The 15,275-nt window shown below is 41.8% G+C and carries 18 protein-coding genes; 11 read left to right on the forward strand and 7 right to left on the reverse strand.

Features of this window, described 5'->3' with window-relative positions; all coding sequences use genetic code 11:
* Positions 1-3 precede the first annotated feature (3 nt).
* The 7 genes from C509_RS0108925 (at position 4) to C509_RS23695 (ending at position 5,307) form a co-directional block, all read left to right on the forward strand.
* Positions 4-1,488 (forward strand): aldehyde dehydrogenase, encoded by a 1,485-nt coding sequence (locus C509_RS0108925; protein ID WP_018706583.1) that lies wholly within the window; start codon positions 4-6, stop codon positions 1,486-1,488.
* Positions 1,489-1,517: 29 nt separating this feature from the next.
* Positions 1,518-2,084 (forward strand): NADPH-dependent FMN reductase, encoded by a 567-nt coding sequence (locus tag C509_RS0108930; RefSeq protein ID WP_018706584.1) that lies wholly within the window; start codon positions 1,518-1,520, stop codon positions 2,082-2,084.
* Positions 2,085-2,136: 52 nt separating this feature from the next.
* Positions 2,137-2,415, forward strand: coding sequence for a hypothetical protein (locus tag C509_RS0108935; protein ID WP_018706585.1), 279 nt, complete (start codon positions 2,137-2,139; stop codon positions 2,413-2,415).
* Positions 2,416-2,439: 24 nt separating this feature from the next.
* Positions 2,440-2,712 carry a YciI family protein gene (locus C509_RS0108940; RefSeq protein ID WP_018706586.1) on the forward strand — a complete coding sequence of 91 codons (273 nt, stop codon included), beginning with the start codon at positions 2,440-2,442 and terminating at the stop codon, positions 2,710-2,712.
* Positions 2,713-2,762: 50 nt separating this feature from the next.
* The gene (locus tag C509_RS0108945) at positions 2,763-3,272 is read left to right on the forward strand and encodes a flavin reductase family protein (protein ID WP_018706587.1); all 510 of its coding nucleotides are present in this window, start codon (positions 2,763-2,765) and stop codon (positions 3,270-3,272) included.
* 161 nt (positions 3,273-3,433) lie between these two features.
* Positions 3,434-3,997 carry a TetR/AcrR family transcriptional regulator gene (locus C509_RS0108950; protein ID WP_018706588.1) on the forward strand — a complete coding sequence of 188 codons (564 nt, stop codon included), beginning with the start codon at positions 3,434-3,436 and terminating at the stop codon, positions 3,995-3,997.
* A gap of 83 nt (positions 3,998-4,080) precedes the next feature.
* Positions 4,081-5,307 carry an MFS transporter gene (locus C509_RS23695; RefSeq protein ID WP_018706589.1) on the forward strand — a complete coding sequence of 409 codons (1,227 nt, stop codon included), beginning with the start codon at positions 4,081-4,083 and terminating at the stop codon, positions 5,305-5,307.
* A 47-nt stretch (positions 5,308-5,354) separates the two neighbouring features.
* Here the strand turns inward: C509_RS23695 and C509_RS0108960 are convergent, their stop codons facing one another.
* From C509_RS0108960 to C509_RS0108970, 3 genes are read right to left on the reverse strand one after another with little or no spacing between them, the layout of a single operon-like run.
* On the reverse strand, positions 5,355-6,041 hold the full coding sequence (locus C509_RS0108960; RefSeq protein ID WP_018706590.1) for a hypothetical protein: 687 nt from the start codon (positions 6,039-6,041) through the stop codon (positions 5,355-5,357).
* Positions 6,038-6,934: an ABC transporter ATP-binding protein gene (locus tag C509_RS0108965; RefSeq protein WP_018706591.1), complete on the reverse strand. Its 897-nt coding sequence runs from the start codon at positions 6,932-6,934 to the stop codon at positions 6,038-6,040. Before C509_RS0108965 ends, C509_RS0108960 begins: the two co-directional genes overlap by 4 nt.
* Positions 6,934-7,302, reverse strand: a complete 369-nt coding sequence (locus C509_RS0108970) for a GntR family transcriptional regulator (protein ID WP_018706592.1) — start codon at positions 7,300-7,302, stop codon at positions 6,934-6,936. The genes C509_RS0108965 and C509_RS0108970 overlap by 1 nt, the downstream gene beginning before the upstream one ends.
* A 170-nt stretch (positions 7,303-7,472) precedes the next feature.
* Here C509_RS0108970 and C509_RS23700 point away from each other — a divergent pair, with 170 nt between their 5' ends.
* Positions 7,473-8,255, forward strand: coding sequence for a cytochrome c oxidase assembly protein (locus tag C509_RS23700; RefSeq protein WP_018706593.1), 783 nt, complete (start codon positions 7,473-7,475; stop codon positions 8,253-8,255).
* 15 nt (positions 8,256-8,270) lie between these two features.
* Here C509_RS23700 and C509_RS0108980 read toward each other — a convergent pair whose 3' ends face one another.
* A complete protein-coding gene (locus C509_RS0108980) occupies positions 8,271-10,403 on the reverse strand; it encodes an MMPL family transporter (protein WP_018706594.1) in 2,133 nt (710 codons plus the stop codon).
* Entirely contained in the window at positions 10,403-10,804 is a 402-nt protein-coding gene (locus tag C509_RS0108985) for a hypothetical protein (protein WP_018706595.1), read from the reverse strand. The genes C509_RS0108980 and C509_RS0108985 overlap by 1 nt, the downstream gene beginning before the upstream one ends.
* Before the next feature lie 237 nt (positions 10,805-11,041).
* On the opposite strand from C509_RS0108985, the gene C509_RS27475 reads away from it, so the two are divergent.
* Both C509_RS27475 and C509_RS27340 read left to right on the forward strand, forming a co-directional pair.
* Positions 11,042-11,143: a VOC family protein gene (locus tag C509_RS27475; RefSeq protein ID WP_018706596.1), complete on the forward strand. Its 102-nt coding sequence runs from the start codon at positions 11,042-11,044 to the stop codon at positions 11,141-11,143.
* Positions 11,144-11,302: 159 nt separating this feature from the next.
* Positions 11,303-11,440, forward strand: coding sequence for a hypothetical protein (locus C509_RS27340; protein WP_342664517.1), 138 nt, complete (start codon positions 11,303-11,305; stop codon positions 11,438-11,440).
* Positions 11,441-11,443: 3 nt separating this feature from the next.
* On the opposite strand, the gene C509_RS0109000 is transcribed toward C509_RS27340, so the two are convergent.
* The gene (locus tag C509_RS0109000) at positions 11,444-12,823 is read right to left on the reverse strand and encodes a sensor histidine kinase (protein ID WP_018706598.1); all 1,380 of its coding nucleotides are present in this window, start codon (positions 12,821-12,823) and stop codon (positions 11,444-11,446) included.
* Positions 12,820-13,494, reverse strand: coding sequence for a response regulator transcription factor (locus C509_RS0109005; protein WP_018706599.1), 675 nt, complete (start codon positions 13,492-13,494; stop codon positions 12,820-12,822). Before C509_RS0109005 ends, C509_RS0109000 begins: the two co-directional genes overlap by 4 nt.
* A gap of 146 nt (positions 13,495-13,640) precedes the next feature.
* On the opposite strand from C509_RS0109005, the gene C509_RS0109010 reads away from it, so the two are divergent.
* Positions 13,641-15,206, forward strand: a complete 1,566-nt coding sequence (locus tag C509_RS0109010) for a long-chain-fatty-acid--CoA ligase (protein ID WP_018706600.1) — start codon at positions 13,641-13,643, stop codon at positions 15,204-15,206.
* Positions 15,207-15,275: the final 69 nt, after the last annotated feature.

A 15,275-nucleotide genomic window follows, 5' to 3' on the forward strand; every position in this document is an offset into this window, starting at 1 on the left:
GTTATGACAGAGCTTAAAAAATATAACATGTATATAAATGGCGAGTGGACTCCTTCCTCTGATGGAAAGTATTTTAAAAGCTATAATCCGGCAACCGGGGAAGCATGGTGTGAGGTTGCAGAGGCAACTGCTGAAGACGTGGATAGGGCGGTAAAGGCAGCACAGGATGCTTTCGAAAATTCAGAATGGACCAACATGACATATACACAAAGGGGCCGCCTTGTATCAAAACTGGGAGATCTTATTGCCGATAATGTCGAAGAACTGGCAACATTTGAAACAACTGATAACGGTAAGCTTATTCGGGAGATGCGGGGTCAATTAAGCTATCTGCCGGAGTTCTATTACTATTTCGGCGGTTTGGCAGACAAAATTCAAGGTAGTACACTGCCCATTGATAAACGGGATATGTTCGCTTTTACAACACGGGAGCCATTAGGAGTTGTAGCTGCCATAACTCCCTGGAATTCACCACTCTATTTGACAACTTTAAAATTGGCACCTGCCCTCGTAGCAGGAAATACAATTGTTATTAAACCTTCTGAAGTAACCTCTGCTTCTCTTTTGGAACTGGTTCGGCTGGTGGAAGAAGCTGGTTTTCCGCCGGGAGTTGTCAATGTTGTCACGGGATTCGGCAAACCAGCCGGGGAAGCACTGACGACACATCCGTTAGTAAGGAAAATTGCCTTTACAGGCGGGGAAGAATCAGCCCGTCATGTCGTGCGCAATTCGGCAGAAAACTTCGCACAACTTTCCCTTGAACTTGGTGGAAAGTCACCAAATATCGTTTTTGAAGACGCTGATCCGGATAACGCGGCTATGGGGATTATCGCAGGTATTTTTGGTGCTTCGGGTCAGAGTTGTGTTGCAGGCTCACGGGCATTTTTGCACACTAATATATATGACAGAGTGATTGAGCGATTAATAGATCGGGTGCAAAGCATAAAAATCGGTGATCCTCTTCAGGATGAAACCGAGATGGGTCCTCTTGCAACAGAAGCGCAGCTAAAACGTGTTGAGAAATATGTGGAACTTGGAAAGCAAGAAGGTGGACATCTCATATATGGCGGAAAAAAACCTGCGCGACTTGAAAAAGGATGGTATTTTGAGCCAACAATTTTTGAGCATACCGATAATCAATCTAAAATTACAAGGGAAGAAATCTTCGGGCCCGTCCTAAGTGTAATCCCTTTCAGAGATGAAGCGGAGGCAATTCAACTCGCAAACAGTACGGATTATGGGCTGGCGGCAGGAATTTGGGCAAGAGACATCGGTAAGGCACATCGGGTTGCGAAGGCAGTCCGTGCTGGCATTGTTTGGGTTAATACATATAGAAGCATATCACCTATCGCACCCATTGGAGGTTCAGGTCTCAGCGGTTATGGCCGGGAAGGCGGTTATGAAGCAATATATGATTATACACAAAGTAAAGTCGTTTGGGTGAACACATCCTCAGAGCCAATTCCGGATCCGTTTATTATGAGATAATCCAAGATTACGAATGTGGAGGGATATCAGTGAGACTATTGGGTATCTCAGGAACGATCACGGGATCAAAAACTGGGATTGTAATTAGAAAAATCCTGAAAGAAATAAAGCAAAATCATCCTGATATTATGACCGAACTATTGGATTTGAAAGACTATCAAATTCAATTTTGTGACGGCCGGGATCCTTCAACATATGAGGAGGAAACAAAAAGAGTAATAGAGATCGTCGCATCCGCAGATTTTTATCTGGTTGGAACACCAATATTTCAAGGGTCAATTACAGGGGCATTAAAAAATTTATTCGATTTGATTCCGCCACCTGTTTTTCGGAACAAAGTAATGGGTTTTATCGCAACAGGCGGTACGTATCAACATTATTTGGTTATTGAAAATCAATTAAAGCCCATTGCCGGTTATTTCCGCTCTTATGTGGCTCCAGGCTTCGTTTATGCACACAATGATCACTTTGACAGCAATAATCAAATTGTAGATCTCGATCTATTAGAGCGGATGTCGAATTTGGGGGAAGAAATGGTGAGGATGAGCCGTGCTCTTACACATCAAATGCTGGAAACATCTAACTTCTATGGTTAAGAATCTATTCCTGATGCCACAGGCAGCTATTTGAAAGTCAGGAGGTAATCTAATGAATATAGAAGAAGCGATTCATTATTCAGATCTATATTTTGTCAATTACTGTTTTGAGAAATATGGCATTAATCGCGGAGTATATAATACCATTGATCGTTGGTTCTATGAACAAGGCATGGATAACATCCTTGAACGCCGGAAAAATATTATTTTATTCCTAGAATATATTCAAAAAGACAGATATGAAAATAAGCCGCGAATTAAATTCGGAAACGGCGGTTTGAAAATTAAATTAAATAACTATTTATATCCAAAAGATGAAATGGCCATTTAACTATTATGTGTGGGAGGCGTAATGATGGGGTATTATGCCGCAATGCTTTATATGTTGGATCCTGAAAAGAATAAGGTAGTCCTCCCTCGACATATTGAATACCTGGACAGGCTTGATAAAGAAGGAAAGGTATTCGCGAGGGGGCCCTTTGCAGATGGGTCAGGCGGCTTAGTAATATATTTAGCTGAATCATTGGAAGAAGCTGCTGCTCTTGCAGAAAATGATCCGCATGTTGTGGAGAAAGTTCGTCGCTTGGAATTAAAAAAATGGAATGTACTAGAACAGACTGGTCGGTAATTCGGGGACAGTCTTTATACATACATGGTAAAGCGAAGAGGAGAGAGGAAATGACTGTAACAAAAGAAGCTAAACAACAATTGTTCAAAGAAGCACTCGGCAACTATCCTACAGGAGTAACAATCGTGACTACTACGAATGACGAGGGAGTGCCGTTCGGTCTGACGGTAAACTCGTTTGCATCGGTATCTCTGGATCCGCTGCTTGTCCTCTGGTCAATTGATCACCGCTCATCATCCCTTGAGGCATTCACTAAAGGGAATAAATTTGCCGTTCATATTTTGGCTGCGGATCAGGTTGAGACATGCAAAGCTTTCGCTTCATCAAAGGGCGGAAAGTTCAGTCAATGTGAATGGAATACATCCGAATACGGCCTTCCGATTATTGAAGGGGCTTTTTCTGTTCTGCAATGTGAAGTCCATCAAACCATTGAAGCCGGAGACCATACTATTTTGATTGGAAAAGTCGTTGATATTAATGTTGAGAAGCGGGATCCAATGTTATATCATAGAAGAAAATTTGGGTCTATTCCGGCTGAGTTTTATATAGATCACAACTAATATATGAAAAGTGATAAGCTCCCAGGTAATGGATAAGTTCCAGTTACCAGGGGCTTTTTTATTTTGCTAAAATAACCCTTGCCGTTCATAGTTTTTGCCTGTATAATTTTAAAAAACGGATAAAACTTATTTTGTTTATTTGGTTTTGAAGGGGTAATCTAATGAAAGATCGAATTATGCAGGCTTTTGTTGATGAAGTCAAAGATAAAGGAATTAAGTTTACAATGGATGATCTAGCAGGCAGGCTAGGCATCAGCAAACGCACTTTATATGAGAATTTTTCTTCAAAAGTTGAAATTCTGGAAGCTATTATCGAATTAACGATTACAGAATTTGATGAAAAAACAGAGGCGATTGTTGAGGATAGCAGTTTATCACTTTTAGAAAAGATAAAAGCGGCCATTATGGTTGTTCCGAAATATGATGAGTTTTATGATTTACAAATACTGGAACAGATGAAAAAGTATTATCCCAAACAATGGGAAAGAATGAACCATTCTCTTTCCGAATGGGAAGCCTTAAAAAACTTGCTTGAACAGGGGATTGAGGAAGGTCTTATAAAAGAACAAAATGTAGAGTTGTTAATGCGGTTAGTCATCGATGCTACGAACCTTACATTGGACCGGCGTTTCATTTGGGAGAACAGAATAACCGTGGAAGAGGCAATGAATGGTATCGTGAATGTTCTATTATTTGGAATGGTTGAAAGAAATGCCGAGCCTTAGTTTTTGTCTCGGCAATCAATCATATTTTTTTGAAAAAAACTTAAAAAACCTAAATAGTTTCCGTGTTTTATGGAGGTGCGAAAATGAACTTTATGAAGCAAATGAGCATGAAAAAAAGACTCGGATTAACGTTCGCGATCACCATTTTATTTCTAGATATGTTGCTATACAGCGTTATTATTCCGCTGACACCATATTATGAAGAAAACTTCAAAGCTTCGCCAACTTTGATCGGCATTTTGTTTAGCAGCTATTCCATAACTTTATTGCTATGCACAACATACTTTGGAAAATTGACAGATAAGATCGGCAGGAAAAAACCGATCGTCATTGGATTGATCGGAATGACTCTTTCGACTATTGTATTTGCGCATCCCGTAAATTTCGAAATCCTTATTCTCGCAAGAGCGTTGCAAGGCGTTGCTTCGGCAGCAACCTGGACGGCTTCGCTTGCCCTCCTTGCTGATATGTTCGTCAAAAAGGAACGGGCGATTGCTATGGGGCTTGCCATGACCAGTATGTCAGCAGGAACATTGCTAGGGGCGCCGATAGGGGGCTTTCTAATTGAATTTGGCGGGTATGCGACTCCGTTTTATACAATTTCAGTGCTGATGATCGCTGTTATGATCCTGGCGGCTATCTATTTACAGGATGAACAGCGGCCGATTCTTCAGGAACCAAAGAAGGTTGTAGACTTGTTAAGGCAGCGCGAGGTCATTTGGATCTTGACCATTATGGTGGTAAGTGAAGGAACGTTGACAATGCTGGAACCTATATTGCCGATTTATTTATCCGGTACCTTCACCGGAAATTCATTTTTCATTGGCCTGATGTTTGGAGTCATCACATTGGCTTATGGAATAATGGCCCCGGTATCGGGGTTTTTAATAGGTAAATATACTCCGAGCCGGGTTGTGCTGCTCGGTTTACTTCTTTCAGGGATCATCCTGCCATTCGTTGTTATCGCTAAATCTACCTTGCAAATGGTGCTTGCCCTATTGTTCTTAGGGGCAAGTATGGGACTCGCCGTTTCACCTACATTAACAATGCTCGGCAATACACAGGGAGACGGAGAAGAAAACTCCTATGGTGCGTTATATGGTTTATTCAACATATTTTTTGCTGTTGCAGCAATTATCGGGCCTTTTATGGGAGGGGTCCTGACGGATGCATTTACTTCGAAAGTCACCATTCTTATTGCGAGCGGGGCTATCCTGCTGTGCACATTCGGCCTATCTCTAACTAGAAAACAAAGTATGGGAAAAATGGAGTGCGCACCATCAGTAAATGCTGTTCATCGAATGGATTAAGCCTTAAAAGAGATTTGGACGGATTGATCGTCCAAATCTCTTTTCTGTTATATTGATGCCTTTTTAAGCAATAAAAAGGAGGCAGCCATATTAATGAGAATGAGCGGCAGCAACCAATAGGAAAGCTCGGCTGCTGTTTGGGATAATAGCCACTGGAAAATGTCCGACCAAACGTGATAATGATGAAACAACAGGACAACAATACTCCCTGCTAGCAAAGTAGACAACGATAATATCAGTATACCTTTTCCGCCATAACGTCGAGCAAAGCTTGAAATGAAAAATCCAAGAAAGAACAAAAAGGCTGCTAAAATCATAAACATGGGCAACTTTTCAAGGAAATTGGTTCCATCATTTAAATAAGGAAAGTAGAAAAAGTGGAATCTGTTTCCCCAACCATTGCTGATATATTCGATATAAGAAAAAACACCTAGTAAAGCACCGATAGTAAAGCTTGTTGCCAGGCCCATCAAAACTGTACCGAAAAAATAATCTTTTCGCGTGATAGACATCCCGATGGCAAATGGAAAGGACTGTGCGACCACAATGATTCCAAGCACAAGCGCGTATACAAGAATGGATGTTACCCCACCTGAATAGAATTTTTCATCATTATTGATTAGTAAACTGACAAGCAGGTTGACCAAAAAGCTTGAAGATAGAATGAGTGAAGGGATATAGAACCAGCCCCATTTATCCTTTATATGAATGTTTACAACACTTTGGATATTCATTTGGCCATCACTCCTTTTTGGTTGCGTTTCCCAGTCGTCAAATGTACGATTAACTGCTGTAATGAAACCGGCGTTACTTCAAGACCATATGTTTCGGCTTGCTTTTGTCCGGAATCATGTTCAGCCCGAATGACAGTAGCTGAAAGCAATCCTCCGAAGGGTTCCTGATGGACAACCTCTTTTCCAGCCAGGAATGTTTCTACTTGGGCCGCTTTGCCAGTAACCGTGTAAGCCATTCCCCTAAGCTCTTCAGCGTCTTGGTCAATTATAAGCTTACCGTCACCAATCACTAACACATGCTCAAGCAAGTTACTGACCTCATCAATAAGATGGGATGAAAGGATCACCGTTCGCGGATTTTCTACATAATCCTCCATTAACCGATCGTAAAAAACACCTCGGGAAACCGCATCAAGCCCTAAATAAGGTTCATCGAATACGGTCAGAGGCGAACGGCTTGCAAGGCCGACAACAATGCCGACTGCAGAGAGCATTCCGCGTGACAGCTTTTTAATCCTCTTCTTTAAGGGCAGGTTGAAATCGTTTATAAGCGAGTGGGCAAAATCAGCATCCCAATTTGGAAAAAGGGATTTGGACACATCCAATACATCTTTGACTGTAAAATTAACCGGGTATTGCTGGCTTTCTTTTATAAAGCAGATTTGCCTGAGTACATTTCTATTTTCATAAGGTTTTTCACCGAAAACCTTTATGTCACCGCTTGTGGGGAAAATTTGTGCTGTAATCATTTTCATCAATGTGGTTTTACCGGCGCCATTCCTTCCGAGAAGACCATATATTTTATTTTTTTGAATTGAAACATTAATGTTTTGTACAGCTTTAAAGCTACCGTATGATTTCTCCAATTGTTTTATCTCGATTACTTGCTCCATTATTCTTCATCTCCTCTCCGAATCATTTCGGTCAATTGATCAGTTGTGATTCCAAGTTTTTTCGCTTCATGGATCATCGTAACAACATATTGCTCAAAAAAATGCTCTTTTCTTTTTTCAATCACTTTTGCTCTTGCTCCTTCCGCTACAAACATGCCAATCCCTCGTTTTTTATAGAGAATTCCTTCGTCCACCAACAAATTGACTCCTTTAGCGGCAGTAGCAGGATTGATTTTATAAAATGCTGCAAACTGATTTGTAGAGGGTACTTGAGATTCTTCAGCTAATCCGCCCGAAATAATATCATCTTCGATTCTCTCGGCAATTTGAATAAAAATAGGGCGCCCATCATCAATTAAATTACTCACTGCTTCACCACCATATTGGTTAGTTACTTATGTAACTAACCATATAACGATTGTAATGAAAAGTCAATGCAAACCAGCAAAATATTTGAAAATAGGCGAAGTCATAAGTGGGAAAGCTCCGTAATAAAATGAATAGATGCAGGGGTTTTCGAACAAAGGGGGAGAACATCATGATGGTACTGGGCGGCATGGCTGCCTGGAATATGCCGCTTCTGATCATCCTTGCGTGCATATCGGCAATGTATTGCTTTTGGGCAAAAAAACATCCAGACGTAAGGTTCAGTCATTTTTATTTGTTTCATGCGGGGATTGGATTGTTCTACTTGTTAATTGGCAGCCCACTGTATGTAATCAGTCATTTCTCATTTAGTACACATATGCTGCAAATGAGTATTCTTTATTTTTTTGTATCACCTCTCCTTTTGCTCGGGATGCCCGGAAGGATAGGACAAAGATGGAAAAAGCGAAACATATCATCATTTTCAGCCCTCATCATTTTCTCAACATTATTCTTTCTGTATCATTTACCGCAAGTTCTTCCATTTCTTTATAAAAATCCGGTTATCCATACAAGCTTCATACTTTTCCTGTTTGCTCTGTCTTTCCTGATGTGGCTTCCTGTCATTACACCCGGTTCAGGACCAAAGCGATATTCTTGGTGGAGCAGTATTTTATTAATGCCAGCTTGTCTGTTGCTTATATTGAATGGATTAATAGATGGGCAGAATACCAGTCCATTGTTCACTCAGCTTATGCTAAAATTATGTATTCCTGCCGATCAGGGAGGAGCTTTGCTTCCTTTTCAAATCAATGCAAAAGTCGATCAAGTTTTTGGCGGCCTTTTGATGCTCGCACTTCATAAACTCAGTTTGCTGGCGGCAATACGTCTTGGGAGCCAAAGGACGAGTCCGGAAAACCTAAAATTAAAACCGTCACTCCACAGGATGGAATGACGGTTTTTTCATACTTTAAGTAGCTTCTTTACTTTTGACTGTTCGTTTCGGCCAAAAGCTCCATTTGCCAAGGAGCATCAAAATAGCTGGTATGAGGAGCGGACGAACAATAAATGTATCGATCAAAATCCCCAAAGCCATGATGAAACCGAACAATTTTAATTCATAGATAGGCATCGTTGCCAGGACAAGGAAGGTTGCAGCCAAAATCAATCCTGCGGAACTGATGACACCGCCTGTTCGATCGACGCCTCTTCTGACAGCATCAGCAAACGGTATTAATCTCATTTCTTCGCGTATCCTTGCAATTAGCATGATCGAATAATCCACGCCAAGTGCGATGAGGAACACTAAAGCGTACAGCGGAATTCGATAGCTGATGGAATCCAGGCCCAGGAAGATTTTAAACAGCAATAGTGATAGGCCAATTGTTGCTGCGTAAGAGAGCAGGATGGTCCCCATCATATAGATAGGTGCGACAACGGAACGGGTTTGCAGTCCCAACATGATGGAGATCAGGACGATCATCAATACCATGACCACGAGGGTGTCACGTTTATTGATGTCTCTGAGATCAGCATTTTTTGCACTTTCACCTGCAACGAACAGCTCAGTGTCCGTCAAACCAGCGTCTTTTAAAATTTCATTGCTTTTTCCGCGAATAGTGTTAACAGTATCCAGCGCTTCAGATTCATATGGATTTCCTTTGAAAATCAATGAAAGTTTGGCGCTTTTTCCGTCTTCAGACAACGGGTGGCCTTGCGCAGTCACCTGGTCAACACCTTTGATGTTCTCAAGATTCTTAATCGCAGACTGCAAACCCTGCATGTCAAGCTTTTGATCAGATACAAAAAGCAGAGTTCCCGGTGCCAAACTTCCCTCAGAAAAATCTTTCCCGAGTTGCTCATAGCCAATCCGTGAAGACAAGTCTTCAGGGAAGGAGGCAATTAAATCATATGACTCTTCTATTTTCGTCATATTCCATGCCGCAAGTGCCAAAAGAAGAGTGATCGGGATGAGAAACGCAACCGGACGTTTGGTCACCTTGTTGGCAATTTTCCCCCAAATTGTTTTCTTCTCAGCTTTTTCATCCCCATACTTTGGAATGACCGGCCAAAAGGCTTTTCTGCCTGTCAATGCGAATAAGGCCGGCAAGAGAGTCAACCCTGCGATCAGCATGAAGGCTGCTGCAATCGCAAACGCGGGAGCAAAATTCCGATAAGGCTCATATAAAGCGAAAAACAAAGTGGCTACCCCAAGAACAATCGTACTTCCGCTGAAAAAGATAGGCTCTTTTACATGGCGCATTGTTTCGCGCATAGCCGAATCTTTTTGTTCATGGGTACGGAGTTCCTCGCGATAACGGGAGAATATGAGCAGCGAATAATCGGTTACTACCGCAAATAAAAGGATAGTCATGATTGAAACAGCCTGACTGTCAATAGTAAACAATTCAGCCTTCGTAGCTAGCCCGATCACTTTGTCTACAACCGTGTAAACAATGGCGGCACCAATAAGCGGAATTAGAGTCAACAGCGGCGAACGGTAGATGAATAGCAGCAATACCAAAATCAATCCGACAGTTGACAGCAATAGGACAATATCTGCACGGCTGAACAGTTCAACTGCGTCTGCTGCAATGCCAGCCGGTCCTGTCCAAGATACCTTTACATCATCATCTACGGTAATCTGCTTTTTGATTTGATCTACTGCTCCATGTAAATCCTTGCTCTCAAGGTTCTCAGGCAGCGTGATGGGAAGGAAGAATGTCCTCTTATTTTCAGAGAGAAACGAATTTCTGACTTCCGGGGGCATGTTGGATAATGGAATTATCTCGATGTCTCCGTATTTTTTATCCACCTTCAGATCCTCGGCCTGCTGGGCAAACATTAATATCTCATCATCCGACAGGCCGCTTTCTTTGGAAAAAACAGCAAACAGCGGCAGTCCACCGTCATCAGGGAAATACTTTTCCAACTGGTGGTCGGCGATGATAGATTCGGCATCCGGGGGGAGACCTGCATTTTTATTCCCAGACACAAAATCCTTGGCACCGGGTGCAAAGCTTGACAATATGCCAGCCAAAGCCACCCATATAATAAGTGAAAACCACCAGAGACGATTTCCTTTTAATAATCCATCAGACATTATTGTTTCCCCTCTTTCTCAATAAGGAAGGTCACAAAAATAAATAGGGCAAAGCTGATCAGAAGAATGGACCCGCCGACGATATAAAAAATCAGAGAAAAACTTTTATTCACTCCGAACGGCTGGATGAATTGAAACCACATACCAGCTGTCAAACCGATCGAACCGGTTATGGCCGTCCAACCGTGGAATGTGACCAATTTTTTTGCCCGCACTTTGAATATCCTGTAAAAAGCTCCCCATGCAAACATCGATAACCAGCCTACCAAGAGAATATGCGCGTGAACCGGGCGGAATGCATAAGATCCTGCACCCGCCATATGCGAACCCAAGACTGTTCCTATTAAACCGAAAATCGATGCAATTCGAATGAAACGGATACTCCATCTTTCTTGTGACATCGTAGATTCCTCCTGCTTTGTTCATGTTATATGCCTATCTTAATAATGCAACATGAACGCAAGATGAACGGAAGGTTACAAACTGTTTTTTGCTATCTTCTTAATGAAAGCAGGGATCAGGACAGTTGATAAAAATCATCCCTGGTAAGATGTCAAACTCAATATACAGGATTTTATAGGAAATAGAGAATGATTTCATAAGGAATATTTTAGCTGTTTAAAAGAGGAGGGGAAAAAGTGGGAAAGGTTGTCGGGTTTGAATTAAACAGTCAGGAACCGGAAAAAGCTGCAAAATTTTATTCAACTGTCTTTGGATGGGAAGTTTCTGAGCCAAAATAGGATTATTGGACAGTTACAGCGGGCGGTGGTAATAGAGAGACCGGAATCGTAGGCGGGATAAGTAAAGGGCCCCATGATTATCCACATGGGACACGCATTCAAATAGAGGTTGATTTAATAGAGGCTGCCATCTCCAAAGCAATAGACAATGGTCCAACGGTGGTTAGAGATAAAATGGAATTTGATAATTTTTTTCTTGCCTATTTAGTTGACCCTACGGGGATTGGTTTTGGTCTTATGCAAAAAAATAAAGTCAAAGTTGCAGGGAAATCTTTTCCCTGCAAGCTTTTAGATTAATCATCATGCCTTGGGCAAATTCACTGCAAATGTCATGCCTTGATCCAAATTTCTTTGGGCATGAATGGTACCGCCGTGCAGTTGGACGATTTGCTGTACGATAGGAAGTCCAAGTCCTGTTCCAGGAATTTCTTTAGTCCTTGATTCATCCACCCGGTAAAAGCGGTCAAAGATCCGCTCCAAATGTTCCTCATCTATTCCAATGCCGCTGTCACAAAAGGAAACGGCCAGTTGATCTTTCCGGTTAGTCAGTGAAATGTCTATAGTGCCGCCTGCCTCGGTATATTTTAAAGCATTGGATAAAAGGTTTTCCCACACTTTTTCAAGGAAAGACGGATCACCAAGGAATTTTGCTTCGTCTAAATACATGGACAAAGAAATTCCTTTTTCCTCCATAAGCCATCTGTACCTCAAGGTAACTTCCTTGATTTGCTTATCAAGCCTAAAGGCTTCCTTTCGGAGCGGGGAGGCAAGCTGATCCAGCGAAGTGAGAAGCATGAGCTGTTTTGTCAACGAAGAAAGCCGTTCCGTTTCCGACTGGATCACTTTAGCATAATTTTTCCTCTCCACCTCTGGAACGCTACTGTCCATTAACAGCTCAGCATATCCTTTTATATTTAAAAGCGGAGACTGGAAGTCATGTGATACATCGCTGATGAATTCTTTGCGGATTCGGTCGTTCTCACTCAATCGCACCGTCATGTGTTGAAAACTTTTGGCGAGTTGCCCGATTTCATCCCGCCGATTAATATCCAACTCAGGGGAAAATTGCTCCTCACCCACTTTTTTGGCAGCTTCGGTTAATTTTGTAATCGGATCTATGAGCTTTTTGGCTACGATTAACATGACCAGTACACTGATGATTGCCATGACGATGACCATTCCGCCCAGCAAATAATGTACCTCTGTAAAAAGAAATTTGATGTCGGGACGAAGGAAAAGGGCATAGTCAGCTCCATTATAGCTGAAAGGCACTCCAACCGTATTTGCCAGCTCGTCCGAGAAGAAACCAGTGACAAATGTTTCGGTCGGAAAATCCCTCATTCCGTGATATACACGCCCATTCAAGACCTGGCTGACGGCTTCCTGAGAAAGGTTGTTAACGCGAAAAGGCGCTCCATATTGAATCGTTTCTTTCTTCTTGTTTACAACATAAATTTTATAACCTGTTGCAGATTGGGTTTGGAGAAATTCGTTCAAATCCAGATTTTTTTCAGACTCAATGAAGGAAGCCAATGATAAAGCAATTTCCATATTTTTTTCATCATTTTTTCCTTTTAAAAGCTGGTGATAAAATGTGTTGACAGCTAGAAAAGCGACGAGAGCGCTCATGATCATCGTTCCGAGTGTAAAGACAACGAATTTGCCATAAAGAGATTTCATTTTTGCAGTACCTCTAGTTTATATCCGACTCCCCGTACTGTAGTAATCACGACATTATCCGCCAATTTTCTCAGTTTATCGCGAAGTCTTTTGATATGTACATTCAAAGTTTGCTCGTCACCTTCATAATCATAGCCCCAGACACGTTCAAGCAATATTTCGCGCGTAAATACCTGGTTTGGACGAGAGGCAAGAAGAGACAGCAATTCAAATTCTTTCAAGGGCAGCAGGACCACTTTTTTTCCGGAAGACACTTCGTAGCTCTGCCTGTTAATAGTGAGGGGGCCCACCTCGATCAAAATATCGACCGTTTTGTCATATCTTCTCAAAATGGCGTTGATTCTAAAAAGCAGTTCTTTCGGTTGAAATGGCTTGACAAGATAATCATCCGACCCTGCCAGAAAGCCTTTCTCCTTGTCCTCCAGTTCTCCTTTTGCAGTCAGGAGAAGGACAGGAATATCCTCTTCCGCCCTTAATTTTTTCGTCAGTGTATAGCCGTCGATTCCTGGCATCATGACATCAACAACTGCTAGGTCTGGAATCTCATCTTTTAAAAATTCAAGGGCTTCATAACCATTCGCTGCTTTTCGGACCCTATATCCTGATCGCGTCAATTGAATGTTCACAAGCTCCAAAATATGAGGATCATCGTCGACAACAAGGATTTTCAAGTCGCCAGCTCCTTTGTGATTACAATTTTTTCTTATTATAAAGCATTTGTAAAAAAGAGGAAGCATAGAGATGCAATTCTCACAATTTGTACAATTTGTGGTATAATTTTGATTATTCACAAATTTGCAGGAAGGGGGATTTAAAGATGTCTCTTTTATTGACGCAATTTTTGGATCGGGCAGTCCATTTATATGGGAGAAAACCAGCTATTATTGATGAACTTGGCAAGCATTACACCTATGAAGATGTAAATAGGCGGGTTAACAGCCTTTCTTTTGGACTGGCTTCGCTTGGGGTGGAGAAAGGAGAACGTATCGCTTATTTAGCTCCAAATACGCTGGAAATGTACGAAGGGTTTTATGGAGTTTTTCAGGTTGGGGGCATCATGGTTTCATTGAATACGCGACTGAAACCGAAGGATTACGTTTATATTTTAAACCACAGTGAAAGCAAGGTGATTTTTGTGGACCAAGAACTGTTGCATCTAATTGAACCCATCCGCAATCAGCTTGAAACTGTTGAGACAATCATTGTTCATGGTTTACAAAAGGACAAGGGCAGGCTCATTGCATATGATCGCTGGCATTCTTCCTTTCCGGAGACTGACTTCCCACGTGTGGACTTGCATGAAGAAGATGTCAGCACATTATTGTATACAAGTGGTACAACCGGAAATCCAAAAGGGGTCATGTTGACACATCGCAACAATTATTTGCACGCTTTATCCACCATGCATCATTTGCGGGTTAATGACCGTGATGTTTTAATGCATATTTTACCAATGTTCCATGTGAACGGTTGGGGATCGCCTTTTTATTATACGGCGAATGGCGCGACCCAGATTATGCAAAAAACGATTAATCCGAAGGAGATCCTAGAAAAGGTTGAAAAATATGGTGTAACGGTGATGCATATGGCGCCAACTGTACTACAATCCATCATGGACCAATATAAGAATGTAAATCCGCAAATCAATCAAAATGTCCGGATCGTTGTAGCAGGTTCTGCACCGCCTAAGGCATTCATAAGGAAGTTGGAAGAAGAAATCGGCTGGGAATTCTATCAGGTATATGGAATGACGGAAACGTCGCCATTGAGTCTTGCGTCCTATATTTCATCTGAAAATGAATGCGCTTCCAATGGTGAGTATTATGAACTTAAAGTCAAAGCTGGCTTGGAGATGATTGGAACTCAAGTTCGAGTGGTAGATGGATGTGGAAATGATGTTGCAAAAAACGGCAAAGAAATCGGAGAAGTGATTGTAAGGGGCCCCGGTGTCATGAAAGGATATTGGAAAGATGAAGCAGCGACAAATGCAACGATCATCAATGGCTGGCTTCATACGGGAGACATGGGGACGATGGATGAACATCACCGTATCCAAATTGTTGATCGTAAAAAAGATATCATCATCAGCGGGGGAGAAAATATTTCTACCATCGAAGTGGAAAATGTCATATACGACCATCCAGCAGTGAAAGAAGTGGCGGTTATCGCTGCACCACATGAAAAATGGGGAGAGACTCCACATGCCATCGTTGTGGTGCGAGATGGACATGAGGTAACTGGACAGGAAATCATAGACTTTACCAGAGAAGGCTTGGCGCATTTCAAATGTCCTACAATCGTGACTTTTATGGAAGAACTTCCTAAAACGGCTAGTGGCAAGATCATGAAGGTCAAACTGCGGGAGCTTGTATCACAACGATAGTTGTACGGGATAGAATAAAAGCTGATATAATGATGGCAGCCATAAAGAAATTTTGACAGAAAGAGGGCT

It is taken from the genome of Siminovitchia fordii DSM 16014 = CIP 108821 (assembly GCF_000374565.1).
GTDB lineage: Bacteria > Bacillota > Bacilli > Bacillales > Bacillaceae_C > Siminovitchia > Siminovitchia fordii.